This is a genomic window from Streptomyces sp. NPDC096132 (assembly GCF_044763345.1).
Lineage (GTDB): Bacteria > Actinomycetota > Actinomycetes > Streptomycetales > Streptomycetaceae > Streptomyces.
Window position 1 is genome coordinate 78,504 of the sequence record NZ_JBIWGA010000031.1, and the last position, 16,710, is coordinate 95,213.

The window sequence follows — 16,710 nt, forward strand, 5'->3', positions numbered from 1 at the left end:
CCGAGGCGACGTACCGGACCTCCCCGGGAATCTCATCCGGCGCGGCGACGAGCCCCGCACGCGTAGAGGACCGCGAGCGCGATGGACAGGCCCACGATCCCGGCCGGAGCCGCGGCCGCCGACAGCCAGTCGGCCTCCTCCGGCCCGGCTGCGGCGAGTTCGACGGCCGCCGTGGTCGCCGCCGTCAGCAGACCGCCGGTGAGGAGGGCGGCGACGACGTTCCTGGCCAGGTGGTCGGTGGTCGTCGGATGGCGGCCGGTGCGCAGTTCCGCCCAGTCGCGTGCGGTCTGTCGCGCCTCGCGCCGCCGCTGTACGGCCGCTCGGGCCCGGAGCCCGATCGTGGCGGCGGCTCCGGCGACGGCCGCGGCGACGGGCATCCACCAGGCCTCCACGACGAACAGCAGCAGGGCGACGAGCCCGGTCGTGCTCCAGCCGCTCAGGCAGGCGGCCGCGGCGGAGCGCCGGGAGTCGGGCCGGTCGGCGCCGGCCCGGACGTCGGCAAGGGCCGGCAGGTACCAGACACACCCGGACACGGTCAGCATCGCGGTGCCCAGGGCGGCGACGGGCTGGATCACGGCCTACCTCTCCGACTCGAGGGCGGCGATCTGCGGGTGGCGCAGGTCGAAGGCCGGCGACTCGCTGCGGATGCGGGGCAGGCTGGTGAAGTTGTGGCGGGGCGGCGGGCAGGAGGTGGCCCACTCCAGGGAGCGGCCGTAGCCCCACGGGTCGTCCGTGGCCACGGGCCTGCCGTATCTCGCGGTCTTCCAGACGTTGTAGAGGAAGGGCAGGATCGACAGGCCGAGCAGGAACGCGCCGATCGAGGAGAGGGTGTTGAGGGCGGTGAAGCCGTCGGCGGCCAGATAGTCGGCGTAGCGGCGGGGCATGCCCTCGGCGCCGAGCCAGTGCTGGACCAGGAAGGTGAGGTGGAAGCCCACCGTGAGCGTCCAGAACGTGATCTTGCCGAGGCGTTCGTCGAGCATCTTGCCCGTGAACTTCGGCCACCAGAAGTGGAATCCGGCGAACATCGCGTACACGACCGTACCGAAGACCGTGTAGTGGAAGTGGGCCACGACGAAGTACGAGTCGGAGAGGTGGAAGTCCATCGGCGGCGAGGCCAGGATCACGCCGGTGAGCCCGCCGAAGACGAACGTGATGAGGAAGCCCGTGGCCCACAGCATCGGCGTCTCGAAGGAGAGGCTGCCCTTCCACATCGTGCCGATCCAGTTGAAGAACTTCACGCCGGTCGGGACCGCGATGAGGAACGTCATGAAGGAGAAGAACGGCAGGAGCACGCCGCCGGTGACGTACATGTGGTGCGCCCACACGGTCACGGAGAGGCCGGCGATGGCGATCGTCGCGGCGATCAGGCCCATGTAGCCGAACATCGGCTTGCGGCTGAAGACGGGGATCACCTCGGAGACGATCCCGAAGAACGGCAACGCCAGGATGTAGACCTCGGGATGGCCGAAGAACCAGAAGAGGTGCTGCCACAGCAGGGCGCCGCCGTTCGCCGCGTCGAAGACATGGCTGCCGAACTTGCGGTCGCACTCCAGCGCGAACAGCGCCGCCGCCAGGACCGGGAACACGATGAGGACGAGCAGGCCGGTGAGGAGCACGTTCCAGGTGAAGATCGGCATCCGGAACATGGTCATGCCAGGGGCGCGCATGCAGATGATGGTGGTGATGAAGTTGACGGCGCCGGCGATCGAGCCGAACCCGGACAGCGCCACTCCCATGATCCACAGGTCGGCGCCGAGGCCGGGCGAGTGCACGGAGTCCGACAGCGGCGCGTAGAGGAACCAGCCGAAGGACGCGGCCCCGCCCGGGGTGAGGAAGCCGAAGGCCGCGATCGACGACCCGAAGAGGAAGAGCCAGAAGGCGAGCATGTTCAGCCGGGGGAAGGCGACGTCCGGGGCGCCGATCTGCAGCGGCATGATCCAGTTGGCGAAGCCCGTGAAGAGGGGCATCGCGAACATCAGCAGCATGATCGAGCCGTGCATCGTGAACGCCTGGTTGAACTGCTCGTTGGACATCACCTGAAGTCCCGGCCGCGCGAGCTCGGCCCGCATCAGCAGCGCCAGGACGCCGCCGACGACGAAGAACACGAAGGCGGAGACCAGGTACAGCGTGCCGATCTTCTTGTGGTCGGTGGTCGTCAGCCACTCCACCCAGGAGGGACGGACCGGCGCCCGGCCCTCCCTCCCCCGCCCGGCTCCGTCGGACGCCTCGCCGGCGCCGGGGACCGCGGCGTCCGGTCGCGCGGTCTCCACCTGTTCCGTACGTGCCTCGTCCACCTGATCGTGTCCTCCCCTTGGTGCCCATCTCGACGTGGACGGACCGGGAAGAGCCAGGGGTGCGGGACCGCGAACCGGCTCTTCCCGGCCGCCGACACAAGATCACCGCAGGGGTGGGCGGGCCCGATAGGGTCGAACGGCCCCTGACCGGCCGGGACCCAGGGCCCAACGGCCCCTCTTCGCCCCGCTCACACGGCTTCGCCCCGCTCACACGGCGTGCCCCGCTCGCCGCAGGGGTCAGAGCAGGGTCCGCCAGTAGTCCCAGAATCGCGTCCCGATGAGCAGCACGATGCTCGAATACCAGGTGACCGGCACCACCCAGTGGAACTCCCGCACCCCCGCCACCACCCCCCGGGGCGCCCGGATGACGCCGTGCCGCAGGTTGTGCACGGTGGTGTACCAGAACATGGCGATGGTGACCGCCCAGGCCAGGCAGCACCACAGGCACAGCGCGCCGATCTCGTAGAGCGCCTGGGTCATCAGCCACATGCAGAAGCCCACGCCGAACAGCGTGCCCAGGTTCAGTCCGAGCCAGAACCAGCGGCGGAAGCGGGCTCCGGCCAGGAGCGCCCATCCGACGAAGGCCACGACCGGATAGGCGGCCAGGCCCAGCAGCGGGTTGGGGAAGCCGAGGACGGAGGCCTGCCGGCTGCGCATCACGTTCGAGCAGGACAGCACCGGGCTGAGGTTGCACGAGGGGGCGAAGTCGGGGTTCCGCAGGAGTTCGAACTTGTCGACGGTGATCACGAAGGCCGCGAGGAGACCGAGGGATCCGGTCACGATCAGCAGCCAGGCGAAGGCGCGGGAGCCACCGGTCGCGCCCGAGGACGGGATCTCGCGTACGGGTGCGTGCTCCGGGGATCCGGTGTCCGGCCGACGCGGACGCATGAGTCCTCCGGTGCCCGTCATCGGGAGGTCCCGGCCTCGCTGATGCTGCGCAGGCCCGTACGGGTCGCGCCCGGCGGCCAGAGGACGTCCACCGGGATGCCGCGGGAGCGGGCGTAGGCCACGAGATGCGCGGTGGCGTCCCGCCCGTTGGAGGGCGAACCGTCCCATACGGCGACGAGCCGTCGGCACCCCGCGATGATCTCCTCGTCGGCGCCGACGCACGCGTCGCGGTCGCCCGGGTCGTACGCCAGCAGACGCACCTGCCGGGCGAGCAGCAGCAGCTCTCCCGTGGGCACCCGGTCCCGCTCCGGCAGCAGGGCGGGCACCATGCCCCGGGTGGGGATCACCACGACCAGGTCCCGCCCCGCCTGCCGTAGCGCCCGCGCGAACGCCGTCGGGGCGCCGCCCCCGGCACGCACCACTCCCGGCCGGCCGTCGGGCTCGCGCTCCAGCAGTGCCTCCAGCTCGGCCTCCAACAGCCGCAGCGTCTCCGAGGTCACGTCGGCGTGGCCCACCACCGCGATCATCTGCCACTCCTTCCCGCCGTACGGCATCCGGATCCCGGCGTCGGGCGCGAGATCTCGCGATCAGTGAAGTCAGGACGCGGGAGGTGTGACTAGGGTCGAACGGCCCAGACCCGGAGCACCCGGCGCGTCTGCCTCCGGCGAGGCGGGGGTACCGCCGGTACGGCACCGGAAGGTCGAAATCCTCCAGATATGGTGTGCTTGTGTGACATAACGCCGGTCGGGGAGGTCGTACGGTGGATGCCCCCCAGACGGCGGGCCAGGTGCCGGAGCAGCCCCAGGAAGCCGTGGGGTACGCGGGGGTGCTGCGCGATCTGCTGCCGATCGCGCTGTGGCGGGAGGACTCGGACGGCCGGATCGTGGAGTGGTCGCTGGCGGCCCAGGACCTGCTCGGACACCGGCCGCAGGACGTGCTGGACCGGTCCGCGTCGGCCCTGCTGGTACCCGAGGGCAACCGTGACCTGGCCGACCAGCTGACGCGCCGCGTGCAGGGCGGGGAAACCGTCGTCGGCACGCTGTCCGTGCGGCACCGCGACGGCCATCACGTGCGCATGGAGATGTGGATCGTCCCGGCCGCCGACGCGCGGGGACGCCCCGGGGCCCTGCTGATCGCCGTGGAGACCTCCCAGGTCCTGCGGATGCGTGACTCCCTGGCGGCCCTGGAGAGCCTCTTCAGCCAGTCGCCCATCGGACTGGCCACTCTCGGCACCGATCTGCGCTTCCTCCGCGTCAACGACGCGCTCGCCAGGATGAACGGCGTCCCGGCCGCCGAGCACGTCGGCAGACGGCTGACGGAGGTCGTGCCCGGCGTCAACGCCGTGGCTCTGGAGTCGACGATGCGCGAGGTGCTGGACCGCGGCACGGCCGTCGTCGACGTCCGCCGTACCGGACGGACCCCGGCCGACCCCCACCGCGAACGGACCTGGTCGTGCTCGTACGCCCCGCTGCTCGACGGCGCGGGCCGGACGCTGGGCCTGATCGCCTCCCTCATCGACATCACCGAGAGCCAGCAGGCCGAACGCGACGCGGAACGCGCCCGCCGCCGCTTCGCGCTGCTGGCGGAGGCCGGCACCCGGGTCGGCACCACCCTGGACCTGCGGCAGACCGCCGAGGAGATCGTGGCGATGCTGGTGCCCCAGCTCGCGGACTCCGCCGATGTGCAGCTCCTCGAAGAGGTCCTCGACCCCGACGAGTCCACCGCCGCCACCCAGGGCGTGGTCCGGCGGATGGCCGCCCTCTTCCCCGACCCCTCCGCGCCGACGGCGAAGCTGCTCCCCGGCATGACGTTCCGGCTCGTGCGCGGCTCCTTCTACGAACGGGTCATCACCGAGGGACGTCCCACCAACCTGTACCGCTCCGACGTCCCGTCGCTGATCAGCGACCCCCGCGCCGACGAACTGCGCGCCTACCTCATGAACCTCGGCTCCGCGAGGCTGATCCCGTTGGTCGCCCGGGGCAAGACGCTCGGCGCCGTCGTGGTGACGCGGCTGCGCAGCCGTGAGCCCTTCGACGAGCAGGACTGCGTCCTCATCGACGAACTGGCCGCGCGCGCCGCCCTGAACATCGACAACGCCCTCATGTACACCCGGCAGCGTGCGGCGGCCCTCACCCTGCAGCGCAGTCTGACGAACAGCGCGCTGCCCGTCGTGCCCGGCCTCGACCTCACGGGACGTTATCTGCCCGCCAGCGAACACGACGTGGGCGGCGACTGGTTCGACGTGATCGCGCTGCCCGACGACCGGACCGGGCTGGTCATCGGGGACGTCATGGGGCACGGCATCCACGCCGCGGCGGTCATGGGCCAGCTGCGCGCGGCGATGCGCTCACTCGCCCGGCACGGCATCCGTCCGGCCCGTATGCTCCGCTCGCTGGACGCCGTCGTGGCCGACATGGGTGAGGACCAGATGGCGACCTGCGTGTACGCCGTGCACGATCCCGCGACCGGTGGATGCCTGGTCGCCAGGGCCGGTCATCCCCCGCCGGCCGTGGTGGCGCCCGGCGGGGCGATCACCTTCCTCGACGGCTCGCCGGGCACCCCGCTGGGCACGGGAGGGCAGCGGTTCGGGACCGAGGCGGTGCCGCTGCCCCCGGGCAGCCTGCTGGTCCTGTACACCGACGGCCTCATCGAAGCCCGCGGCAGCGACGTCGATCAGGGCCTCGACCGCCTCGCCCGGGCCCTGCGGCACCCCGCGCGCTCGCTCGCCGCGCTCTGCGACGCCGTCCTCGAGCAGATGCTGCCGCACCCCGCCGAGGACGACGTCGCGGTGTTGATGGCCCGACCGCAGTGACGCGGCCCGTCGCTCGGGACGGCTGCGGGCCGGGGGTGCTCGGGTGAGGTGCTGGCGGCCGGGAGGGGCGGGTGATGTGCTCGCGGGCTCGGGACAGTGAGATGACCACCGGCTCCGGATGCGCGGGCTGCCCGGCGTAGGCTTCGCTCAGCACGGACACAGCGGGGGGCTGAGCGTATGACGGGTGAGACGGCGCGGACGTGGGAATCGACCCTCGACTCGGTCGTGGTGTACGCGCAGGGCGCGCTCTGCCGCCGCGCGGCCCGGGGCGGCGTGCCGGCGGACGGCCGGGTGCGGGTGACCGGACTGCCCCGCTCGCTGGACCCGGGATCCCTGCGCGCCCGTGTCACCGGCGCTCCGGGGGTGCGCGTCACCGAAGCGCGGGTGGAGATCGAGGCCGAGCCGGTCGCCACCGCCGTGCCCGACGAGTTGCGGCGCGAGGTGGAGCGGCTGCGCGAGGCGTACGCCGCGGCGCAGGGGCGCCGGGACCGGCAGCGGGGGCTGATCGAGGAGGTCGGGGCTCTGCGCCCCGTCCCACCCGGCCGCAAGCGGGACGACCCGCCCCGCCGCACCCCCGTCGACGCCTGGCTGGAGCTCGCCGGCTTCGTCGACGAGCGCCTGACCGGGCTGCACACCCGTCTCGTCGAGCTGGAGGACGAGCTGAGCCGCGTGGAACACGCGCTCTCGGTCGCCACGGACCGGCTCGCCCGCTCCTCCGACGACGCGCCGCCGGCGTATGTGGAGACCACGGTCTCTGCGCTCCTGACCCTCGACGGCACCGGTGACGCGGAGGTGGAGGTCGAGGTGGAGCTGGAGTACGGGGTGCCGGGTGCCGTCTGGGTGCCGGCCTACCGTCTCACCCACCGTCCGGGCGACAGCAGCGGGCGTCTGGTCCTGCGCGCCTCCGTCGCCCAGCGCACGGGCGAGGACTGGACCGGCGTACGCATCGCCCTGGCCACCGCCGACCTGCGCCGCCGTACCGACCTGCCCAGGCTCCGTTCCCTCCGGATCGGACGCCGTCAGTCCGCCCCCACGCCTTCCGGCTGGCGCGAGCCCCCGTCGGGCCTGGCCGACCTGTTCACCGGGTACGACGCGGCAGGCCCTCGCCCTGCCTCGACCGCCACGTCCGTGGCCATGGCTGCCGCGGGCGGCTTCTCGTCCGGCCCCGTTCCGCCGCCGGCACCGCAGGGCTATGGCGCGGCGTTCGCCGGGGAGGACCCGTACCAGGAGGTCTACGGCGGCGCCGTCAGCGATGTCGCGCAGCCCCTCCCCGCTCCACCGGGCGGTATGCCCCTGCCCCCCGCCCCCATGGCGCCGCCGGCCTCCGTCCCCATGTCGCCGGCGGCCCCCGGCCGGTCCGCGCGACCGTCCGTGGGTGGCATGGCCTCCCGCAAGGCGGCTCCACCCCCGCCTCCGGCCCCGGCGGCCGGTCCGCCGCAGCCGAGCGGTGCCGAACTCGACTACTCCGCCCTCGTCCTGTGCGGCCCCGACGAGCAGGGAGCGCGCCGCGGTCGGCTGTTCCCCGACGCTCCGTTCGACCCGGTGGCGACCGAGTACCGTCGCCGCGCCGAAGCGATGGCCGCGCTGCCGCTGCCCGGACACGCCGTACGGCCCCGCGAGTCGGCCGGCTCCTTCGACCACCGCTTCGACGCCGTCGCCCGCGCCGACATTCCCTCGGACGGCACCTGGCACACCGTCACCGTCGGGGAGATCCCGGTCGGTCTGCGCACCGAGTACCTCTGTGTGCCGTCCGTGGAGCAGACGGTGTACGCGACGCTGGTGCTCTCCAACTCCACCGACCAGGCGCTGCTCGCCGGGCCGGTGGAGGTCACCTCCGGTGAGGACTTCCTGCTGACCACCGGACTGCCCACGCTGGCTCCCGGCGGTGTCCGCCGGGTGGGGCTCGGGCCGGCCGAGGGCATCCGGGTCACCCGCCGTACGAACCTGCACGAGTCGACGTCGGGACTGCGCAACAGCACCACCGTGCTCGACCACCGTGTCCACGTGGAACTCGCCAACCGGCTCGCCGGACCCGTCACCGTCGAGGTACGCGAGCGGGTCCCCGTCTCCTCGGACGCGGACGTCCGGATCGAGGAGCGGGCCGACTGGACGGCGCCCCCGGACGACGGCGCGGAAGCAGAACACCACGCACCCGGCACCCGCGTCTGGCGGGTGGACCTGCCCGCCGGCGGTACCACCGCCCTCGACGGCGGCTACGAGATCCGCATCCCGTCCGCCAAGTCCGTCGTCGGCGGCAACCGCAGGAGCTGACCACACCCATGTCCACGGCACCGGAGCCGATTCCCCTCCCCGTCACCGCCGTCACCTGCCTGGAGGACCGCGCCCATGTCGAGCGCACCGCCGCGCTCGACCTCGCGGCCGGCGTCCAGCGGCTGCGTCTCGGTCCCGTCAGCGCACTGGCCGTCGACCGTACGCTGCACGCCGAGCTGACCGCCGAACACCCGGCGACCGTGCTCGACGTACGGATCGTCCGTGCGTGGACGCCACGCGGGCCGCGGCCCACCGAGGACGACTCCGCCCTGCGCCACCGCGTGCACGCGCTGGAGGAGGAGCAGTTCGCCCTGGGGCAGCGGCGCGACCGGCTGCGGACCCGCCTCGACGTCCTCGGCCGTCTCGCCGCCGATCTCCTGCGGGAGATCGGCGAGGGCGCCGGCTTCGGAGAGAGCGAGGGGCCCCGCTGGACCCGTGAACTGGACCGGGTGGACGACGAGCGCGACTCCTACGGCGAGCAACTGGGCGCCCTGGAGGCCCGGCTGACCGCCCTCACAGCCGAACTCGACAAGGCCCGGCAGGCCTTGGACCTCGCCGAGGAGGAGCCCGCCGAACTGGTCGGCCACATCGAACTGACCGTCGAGTCCGCCGCGGCCGGGCCGGCCGGGCTGCGCCTGGGCCATCTCACCCCGTGTGCGTTGTGGCGGCCCGCCTACCGGGCCGTACTCGACGGGGACTCGCTCACGCTGGAGACCGAGGCGATGGTGTGGCAGCGCACCGGGGAGGACTGGTCCGGCGTACGGCTGACGCTGTCGACGGCGCGGTCGGCGCTGGCCACCGCGCCGCCCCGGCTGGGCGAGGACCGGCTGACGCTGCAGGACCGCTCTTCCGCGGAGCGCCGCACCGTCGACGTGGAACTGCGCGAGGAGGAGATCGCGGAGCTCGGTCCGGCGCCGGTGCTCGGCCTGCCGGGAGTGGACGACGGCGGAGAGGTGCGGGTGCTGCACTCCCCCGTGCCGGTCTCGGTGCCTGCGGACGGCCGCGCCCACCGGGTGCCGCTCTCCTCCTTCACCACGGCCGCGAGCATCGAATACGCCTGCGCACCCGAGCTGTCCCCGCTGGTCACCCAGGTGGTGCGGGGCGACAACCGGTCCGGCCACGCGCTGCTCGCCGGGCCCGTCGACCTCGTCCGCGGCAGCGGTTTCACCGGTCGCGGCACCCTGGACTTCACCGCACCCGGCGCCTCCTTCGAACTCGCCTACGGCAGCCGCGACGACCACCGGGTCGTCCGGCACACCGAGGAGACCCGTGAGACCACGGGCATCACCCAGCGGACCGTGCTCACCCGGACCGTCCGGCTCGACGTGTCGCGGTTCTCCGCCCCCGGCGAGCAGGGCGCGCGGGTGATCGTCCTCCGCGAGCGGATCCCGGTGTCCGAGGTCTCGGCGGTGGAGACACGGCTGCGCAAGGAGTCCTGCTCCCCGGCCCCCGACACGGTCGACGCCGACGGCATCGCCCGCTGGAACCTCACCCTCCCACCCGGCGGCCGCCGCACCGTCACCCTGGTCTACGAACTGTCGGCGAGCGGCAAGGTCACCGGCCTCTGAGTCTCGTGGGGTTTTCGGGTCACTTGGTCCTTGCCCGTGGCGGGCGTCCCCTGCTGGAAGCGCCGCTGTTCGACGGTATCGATCGGGCGGTGAAGGACACCGTGCAGGCGTGGTCGCCACGACCGGGCGGCTGGCAGACCCTCCAGTTCGATCACGGCCTGTGGGAGGACGACTTCCTGCTCGCCCTGGTCGAATGGACCGTCGCGCCGGCCTGTGTTGCCGATGTTCCGGCCGACGCTGAAGGCGCCCTCGTCCGGGCCGCAGCGGCTGACATCCCGGCCACGGCGCAGCAGCCCCGGATAGGGGAGCTGCTGCGCTCTCGGGAACCCATGGTGGAGGACCTCTTCAGCGCGCTGCTGGACGAGCTGGGCTTTCCCAGGCCACCGAGCCCTCCCGGCTAAGCCGGAAGTCGGCGCACCAGGTCGTCGTCCGTCACCTCGTAGACGTCCATGCGCAGCAATGCGCGGATGTGGGAGGGAACCCGTGCGATGGCCTTGGCTGACGAGGACGGCACCACCAGTGCGTACTGAGTCAGGGGGTTCTGGCTCGTCATGCGGCGCAGCAGTTGGCCGTAGGCGATGTCTGCGTCGATGCCTCTCTCGCTGGTGCGGCCCTTGGCCTCGCAGATCAGCCGCTCGTCGCCGCGGACGGCTTCAAGGTCGGTGAAGCGGTCGGTGGGATCGACTGGTGTCCAGCCTTGGCCGAGCAGCCATGTGCGGAAGACATCCGTCACCCGGTCCTCATCGCTGTCGCGTGCCAGGATCTTCCGCAGGGCCGCCTGGTCGGCCTCCTTGTTGCGGCGCAGCCGTCCTCGGCCGTCCGCATCGAGGTCGGCCGGGCGGATCACGACCAGCCGCAGTCCGTGGGCGGGAATCTCGGCCTCACGGCGTGCATCGTACAGAGCCCGCTGCTCGCCCCGATGAACACCGCTGACGGTGAGTCTGTCCGGCTTGTCGAAGTGAGGCACCGCCTGGTCGTGCTGGAGTTCCCGGTATTCGACCACGAGTTGGTGGCCGGGCCAGTAGGCATCGACCGGCAGCTTCACGCGGCGGCCGCTCTGACCGGGATCCCCCTGCAACCAGTCGAACCTGTGCTGAGTCAGAGCCGCCTCACGAAGGACCTCACTGCACAGGCCGACCACGTATGCCTCGTCGCTGTCGTCTCGTCTTCCCATGAGTGCGCATCGTCTCAGACGTCTCCGCCGCTGGACTGCCGGATCTGTCCTCCCCGTGCTGGACCCCTACGGGCCGGTACAGATCGCCGGGCGACGGGGCCGGGCCCCGCGGTCGGGGTCCTTGCGCTTCCCGCCGCGCCCGGTATGCGCCGGATGATCTTGTTGTCCGTCCCGGATGCACTCGGCTAGGTCATGGCCACCAACAACTGTTCCGCGCTGGACGGCCGAAGGTCGTCCGTTCGGTCGGTGAAGTAGCGCTGGGCGAGAGTCGTGGACGAGATGTGCCGGGCCTCCCGGAAGCCGGAAGTCCGGGCCAGGGTCAGTATGTCCGGTGGGGAGAAGAGGCTGATGAAGGGGGTTCCGGCTGCTCGCGCGGAGTTCGCCGTCGCTCGGAGCAGGGGGAACTCCTCCGGTGCCACCTGGTCGAGCGGCACCATGAAGGTCGTGGCCAGCGTGGAGCCGGTGGCGAGATGCGCGATCTGCCGCAGCATGGCCGCGACCGCGGCTCCGGTGAGGTACATGGTGACTCCGGTGGAGGACACGACCGCCGGCCGTCCCGGGTCGAAGCCCGCCGCCGTCAGCTCCTCCCACCAGGATCCGCCCGCCTCGAAATCGATCGGCACCAGTGTCAGCCATTCGGGGATCCCGAAGCCCAGCTCGATCAAACGCCGCCGTTTCCATGCCTGCGTTCCGGGCCGGTCGACCTCGAACACCCGTAGCCGCGAGGCGATCTCGGGCCTGCGCTGGGCGAAGGTGTCCAGACCGGCGCCGAGAACGACGTACTGGCTGACGCCCTGCCCGGCCTGCTCCACGACCAGGTCCTCGATGAAGCGGGCACGGGCCACGATGGACGCCCGCATACGACTCGTGGCCCGCTGGTCCATGTCCGGGCGGCTGCGCCAGCCGTCGTCCGGTGCGGCCAGTCCGAGGCCGATCTCGTCCTCGAGCACATGCGGCGGCGGATCGACCCGGACGTGCAGGGCGCGCCACAGGGCGACCCTCAGTGCCGTGCCGTCCACCGCTGCGGCTTGCTCGTCGAGCATGGTGTCCTCCCCCGTCGTACGGCCCGCGTCTCGTGCCTCTCACGCTAGGCAGGGAGCCGTTCACGGCGCTTCTTCAGAATTGCTCTCCGGTCGCGTTGTCACCCGCGGTGCCGGATCGTGCCGGTGATCTCCAGCCGTTCGAACGCCCAGCGGTCCGATGGGAACGACGCCTCGAACTCCACGCCGCCTTCCTCTCGTTGGCCTGCAGCCCGATCTGGCCGAGCCGACGCCACCGGCAGGTGCCGTGCCGCGCTTGAGATCACCCTGCCCGGCGGCGACCGGCTCGTCCTACCGTTCGCGTCCCATTTCAACGAGCAGCACGCTCGAGCTCGACACGTCCCTCATGTTCGACGTCGATGACGCGCTGCGTGAGTACGCGCAGACAAACGGCTCCGAACCCGAGACGGACGGGCGCATCCAGATCCGGTACATCTACGCGACGAGGCCAACATCAGGAAGGTGTTCACCGACCTCACAGCCGACAGCAGCGGAGTGTGCTGCCTGTTCGACACCGGCGACGGCGCCCCCGAGCAAATGTGATGGCTCAACGGTGAACCCACCCAGGAGACAGTCTCCGATGCTTGCTTTCCAGATCGGCAAGCACTTGTGGCGAATTGGTCCGACCCCGAGAAGTGAGCATCGGGGCTCCGCATCCGAGGCCACAAGATCGTGTTACGAGCTCTTATACCGAGCCCTACATGGTCAGTTGGTCATTGGCCAGAGCGTGAGGAGTGGACGGAAAAGGGCGGCACACCGTGAGACATAGCCTTCCCGCTCCGCTCGTTTCGGGCAACCCCGCGCGAATTACCCACCTCCGACGGGGTGTTTCAAATACCCTCGGACCATGCCCACCGTGCATGCCTCCGGCACGAGATGGGTCGTTTTGCTTCACAATAGGGATATTGTTGATGAGTCGTCACGCCGACTTCCTTTACGCGGTTTTCAGGAATCTCCATGGCATGTGTACTCGCACCGGCAGAGACGCAGTCTTCCCGCATGAGAGGAGGAAAGAAGGAGCGAGCGCCACACAGCCGCGCAGCTGGGGAAACATGCCACCCCGCAACCCGAACTTCACCGGCCGAGTGGACCGACTCGAACGTCTGGGTGAGAGGTTGCGTGAGGTGACCGACGACCGTGCCGTCCGAGGCCATCCATGGCGTGGGCGGCGTGGGCAAGAACTGAACACCACAAGGCCATGCAGGATGATTTGACGGCCCGTTGAGTTCTGCTGATATGGAAGGGGGCATCAAACCAACAGCCTGCACGACACGGAAGAGAACTGCACACAAGCACTCTGGGCATACAGCCCAGCACACATGACTGTTTGTCAAGAAATGACGCACGTTTCCAGATTCCCAGCACTGGCTCTCGCATTCCTAAATGGGCAATGCCGTAGCGCCAGAGGAGTCACGAACCAAGCAGAGAAACCGTAATCGCCCACCCGGAAAAGAATTCATCGCACATCACAACCGCCCCCATCCTCGGCCTCCCGGCCTCGCAAAGCATCAAATCGAGGAGGGGCGGGGGGAGATACCTCAATGACACCAGCGCAACACTCTGGCGGCAGTACAGCAAAGCCACGAACCGGAGCACGACGAGGTGCGGCAGCCGGAACCGCACTCCTGGCCACAATCGTGCTGGCCCTGCCGGGACATTCGAAGCAGGTCTCAGCCTCTTCACCACTCGATCAGCCCGCCCCAGCCGCAGCCATCCGTGTCCTCGGCTTCCCTGAAGACAGCCCCCACCCCTCACTCACGACGACCCCCGCCGACCCGAGGATCTTCCATGCCGTGCTGCGCTCCACCCCCGTCCACACCCCGGTTCAGCCCGAGACGACGGCGGAAGGGCACCCCGTCACACCCGACCAAGTCCGCGCATCCTCCTTCCCTGACTCCGCCTTCTGGGGCCCTGTCGCCGGAGGGGCAGCCGGCGCGATCATCGGAGCGCTGTGCGAACGATGGCGTGCTCGCCGATCCCGCCGGGAGCTGGAACAGGACCGGGGCGTTGACCACCAAGAGAAGGCCGCACGGGAACAACGCGGTGCTCAACGCGACACGTGGAGGGGGCTGTACGACCGCGTCGAGGATCTGCTCGTCCGGGCCGGCCGCATCCAACTCCACGCGCAGGAGTCGCCCCTCCACCACGGCGACGACGCGGCAGACCTGATCGCGCCCCTACTGATGGACCTTCGCCAGGCCGCCCAAGAAGCCCACGGAGACCTTGCCGAAGCCCTCCAGGAAGTCGACCGGGACATGACCACTCTGCAAAAGCTGCTCCTGCCCGAAAGAACCGCACTCGAGGAGTTCCTCAGCCCAGCAACAGCCGGCAACCCGGCCGAATTCTTCAGCCTGCTCACCCAGGCAGCAGAACAGGCACGCCTCACTGACGCCCTGGCCACCACCCTGCAAACCGCGCGAGCAGCGCTGCGTGCCGAATGGGCCACCCCTTGATCCCCCCCATCAACCTCACGCCAGAGACCCCGAGCAAGCCAGTAGACATCCACACCAACTGCTGACAGTCCCCGCTGCCCGACACGCAACCCCATCCCCAACACGGCACCACGCACCTCCACCAACCCAGCCGCCGGTCGCCGAGACCGGCGGCCTGTTCTACACGGGCCAGGCGAACGGCCGCGCCGGCAGTTCGTGGTCCGCGTCGTCAGGCAGCAGCGCGATCACCGCGCCGTAGGCACGCAGAGCGGCCAGCTCGCTCGCCCTCCCCCGGTGTTCGCGTGCGCGCCCAGCAGTCCACTGTTCGGCAGGTACGACGGCCATGGCCGTCTGCAGGACACCGGCCGCACCACCACTCTCGCCCAAGCGGCGAGCAGCGCTGTCGCCGGGCTACCCGTTCTGGCCCGGCGCGGTCATCCGGGCCCGGCAGTGTTTTCATGCCGAACGGCCGTACAGACAAGTGCACAAGGAGAACACCCTGCTGTGGAAAGCCCCGCGAGCGCCGAGGCCGGCCAGGACTTCTCGGCAACGGTGGGTAAGTGGGACGCCGTCGACGCGAGTCTCGTGGTGCTGATCGCACGTGGAGCCCCCTGCCCCTCACCTACCTGGCCCTCCTCGGCTCCCTCCACACCGCTCCCGTGCCAGGTGGCCTCTCCTCCCGCTGTCAGTGGGCGCCTGTACCTTGCGTGAACCCGAACGACGCGCGATCACAGGAGCAGTTCACCCATGACATCCGGCGAGAAGACTCACGAGGCCGGCCTTCCTGAATGGGATGGCGCGTTGGACGGCGCCTTCCAGGTGCTGCTCGGCGGGAAGCCCCTCGAGGACCCCGCTGCCGCATACGGCGTCTACTCGAGCGGCTTGACGGACCGTGAGCCGAAGGAACTGCCGTATCCGGGTGCGGACGAGCATCCCTTCTCCCCCGCCCAGTGGCGGTTCGACTTCAGCGAGTCGCTGTTCTGCTTCGACTCCCACCTGCTCGCCGGGACGGGACCCTGGGGCGAGGGCGGACACAAGGGCCCGCGTCCCTTCGACGAGGCCTTCGTCGCCGAGGTACGGGCCGCCGCGACCGACGGTGCCGAGGGGGTGGTGGTGCGCGGCGCGGACCTGGGGCCGCTGCTCGAACGCCACGGCGTCGACCTGACCCACTCGGGGTCGAAGAAGCTCAACGGCTGGCTGAGCGTGCTGCTGCGGGTGGTCACGGACGGCAGCCTCACCGAGGCGCAGTGGGAGGAGGCGCTGGGCGCGATCGCGCACCCCGAGCTCCGGGACCATCTGCGCATGCTCTGCCTCGACGAGGAGGACGCCCGCGACCGGGGTGCGTACTACTGCGGCGCCGACCGGTGGCCCTTCACCACCTACGTCCTGGACGGCATCGGCTGCTCGCTCGTCGCGGGCTGGGAGTTCGGCGAGTCCCAGGCCGGTACCGCCGTCGTACGACTGTCCGCCGCGCCGGACGCCCGCTGACCCCGACCGCACGCACACCTGAAAAGGAACAAGAGCACCATGTCGATGTGGTTGTCCCTCGCGAAGATCGAGCCCTCGCTGCTGACGACGGCCCGCGAGAAACCCGAGCTGATCGACTCCCTGTTCTTCGACGAGGACGACGACCCCGGGGCGCCGGTCCCCGGTTTCCGTCCTGTAGCGGACGCCTACGGATACGACTACCGCCTGCTCAGCGACATCGCGGAGGGCCGGGCGCAGGCCGAGGAGAACACGACCGACTGGATGGGCGCCTACCCCTGGCTGGCCAAGGCCTCCGGCCACGGCTGCGACGTCACCGAGGAGTACGAGTTCTGCTACGGACCCGCGTTCGTCCTCACCCCCGACGAGGTCCGGCAGGTCGCGGAGGGGCTGGTCGCCGAGGGCTGGGTCCCGAGCACGGCGGCCAAGTGGGACGAGGAGACGGAGGACGACGAGTTCGAGGACCTGGGCCCGTTCTTCGCCGCCGCTGCCGCCGAGGGCAAGGCGGTCATCGGCGGGGTGAACTGAGCCGGGGGGACGTCGCCCGACCTGGAACGGTCCGAGGTGGCCGGCAACCTGCTGCGCGAGACCGGCCTCTACCCGGGTCGGGCATTCGAATGCCCGTCGGGGTGGGGGGGGCCCCGGGGGCCCCCGGCCCCCCCCCCCCCCCCCCCCCCCCCCCGCCCCCCGCGGGGGGGGCGCCGGGGGGCGCGGTTGGGCGCGGGGCCCCGGCCCAGGCCCCCACC

The 16,710-nt window shown here is 70.9% G+C and carries 14 protein-coding genes; 7 read left to right on the forward strand and 7 right to left on the reverse strand.

All coding sequences use genetic code 11. From position 1 onward, the window contains the following. Window positions 1-32 precede the first annotated feature (32 nt). The 4 genes from ACIRF9_RS44115 to ACIRF9_RS44130 all read right to left on the reverse strand — a co-directional run bounded on the left by ACIRF9_RS44115 (window position 33) and on the right by ACIRF9_RS44130 (window position 3,709). Window positions 33-575, reverse strand: coding sequence for a hypothetical protein (locus ACIRF9_RS44115; protein WP_403834738.1), 543 nt, complete (start codon window positions 573-575; stop codon window positions 33-35). Between the two features lie 3 nt (window positions 576-578). Beyond that, on the reverse strand, window positions 579-2,294 hold the full coding sequence (gene ctaD, locus ACIRF9_RS44120; protein WP_403834741.1) for a cytochrome c oxidase subunit I: 1,716 nt from the start codon (window positions 2,292-2,294) through the stop codon (window positions 579-581). Window positions 2,295-2,531: 237 nt separating this feature from the next. Beyond that, window positions 2,532-3,182 carry a vitamin K epoxide reductase family protein gene (locus ACIRF9_RS44125; protein WP_403834744.1) on the reverse strand — a complete coding sequence of 217 codons (651 nt, stop codon included), beginning with the start codon at window positions 3,180-3,182 and terminating at the stop codon, window positions 2,532-2,534. 17 nt (window positions 3,183-3,199) lie between these two features. Next, entirely contained in the window at window positions 3,200-3,709 is a 510-nt protein-coding gene (locus ACIRF9_RS44130) for a hypothetical protein (protein WP_403834746.1), read from the reverse strand. A 299-nt stretch (window positions 3,710-4,008) separates the two neighbouring features. On the opposite strand from ACIRF9_RS44130, the gene ACIRF9_RS44135 reads away from it, so the two are divergent. From ACIRF9_RS44135 to ACIRF9_RS44150, 4 genes are all read left to right on the forward strand, one after another. Continuing rightward, window positions 4,009-5,994 (forward strand): SpoIIE family protein phosphatase, encoded by a 1,986-nt coding sequence (locus ACIRF9_RS44135; RefSeq protein ID WP_403834777.1) that lies wholly within the window; start codon window positions 4,009-4,011, stop codon window positions 5,992-5,994. Between the two features lie 177 nt (window positions 5,995-6,171). Continuing rightward, window positions 6,172-8,265: a DUF4139 domain-containing protein gene (locus ACIRF9_RS44140; RefSeq protein WP_403834749.1), complete on the forward strand. Its 2,094-nt coding sequence runs from the start codon at window positions 6,172-6,174 to the stop codon at window positions 8,263-8,265. Window positions 8,266-8,273: 8 nt separating this feature from the next. Next, on the forward strand, window positions 8,274-9,833 hold the full coding sequence (locus ACIRF9_RS44145; protein WP_403834751.1) for a DUF4139 domain-containing protein: 1,560 nt from the start codon (window positions 8,274-8,276) through the stop codon (window positions 9,831-9,833). 89 nt (window positions 9,834-9,922) lie between these two features. Then, window positions 9,923-10,234: a hypothetical protein gene (locus ACIRF9_RS44150; RefSeq protein ID WP_403834754.1), complete on the forward strand. Its 312-nt coding sequence runs from the start codon at window positions 9,923-9,925 to the stop codon at window positions 10,232-10,234. Here the strand turns inward: ACIRF9_RS44150 and ACIRF9_RS44155 are convergent. Both ACIRF9_RS44155 and ACIRF9_RS44160 read right to left on the reverse strand, forming a co-directional pair. After that, on the reverse strand, window positions 10,231-11,007 hold the full coding sequence (locus ACIRF9_RS44155) for a hypothetical protein (protein ID WP_403834757.1): 777 nt from the start codon (window positions 11,005-11,007) through the stop codon (window positions 10,231-10,233). The genes ACIRF9_RS44150 and ACIRF9_RS44155 overlap by 4 nt on opposite strands. A gap of 185 nt (window positions 11,008-11,192) precedes the next feature. Continuing rightward, the gene (locus ACIRF9_RS44160; protein ID WP_403834759.1) at window positions 11,193-12,050 is read right to left on the reverse strand and encodes a class I SAM-dependent methyltransferase; all 858 of its coding nucleotides are present in this window, start codon (window positions 12,048-12,050) and stop codon (window positions 11,193-11,195) included. 1,790 nt (window positions 12,051-13,840) lie between these two features. Here ACIRF9_RS44160 and ACIRF9_RS44165 point away from each other — a divergent pair. Further along, on the forward strand, window positions 13,841-14,500 hold the full coding sequence (locus ACIRF9_RS44165; RefSeq protein ID WP_403834760.1) for a hypothetical protein: 660 nt from the start codon (window positions 13,841-13,843) through the stop codon (window positions 14,498-14,500). Window positions 14,501-14,659: 159 nt separating this feature from the next. Here ACIRF9_RS44165 and ACIRF9_RS44170 read toward each other — a convergent pair whose 3' ends face one another. Next, window positions 14,660-14,824, reverse strand: coding sequence for a hypothetical protein (locus ACIRF9_RS44170; protein WP_403834762.1), 165 nt, complete (start codon window positions 14,822-14,824; stop codon window positions 14,660-14,662). A 402-nt stretch (window positions 14,825-15,226) separates the two neighbouring features. Between ACIRF9_RS44170 and ACIRF9_RS44175 the strand changes: the two genes are divergently transcribed. Both ACIRF9_RS44175 and ACIRF9_RS44180 read left to right on the forward strand, forming a co-directional pair. Next, window positions 15,227-15,967 (forward strand): hypothetical protein, encoded by a 741-nt coding sequence (locus tag ACIRF9_RS44175; protein ID WP_403834763.1) that lies wholly within the window; start codon window positions 15,227-15,229, stop codon window positions 15,965-15,967. 39 nt (window positions 15,968-16,006) lie between these two features. Next, window positions 16,007-16,492, forward strand: coding sequence for a hypothetical protein (locus ACIRF9_RS44180; RefSeq protein WP_403834765.1), 486 nt, complete (start codon window positions 16,007-16,009; stop codon window positions 16,490-16,492). The last annotated feature ends 218 nt before the right edge of the window (window positions 16,493-16,710 follow it).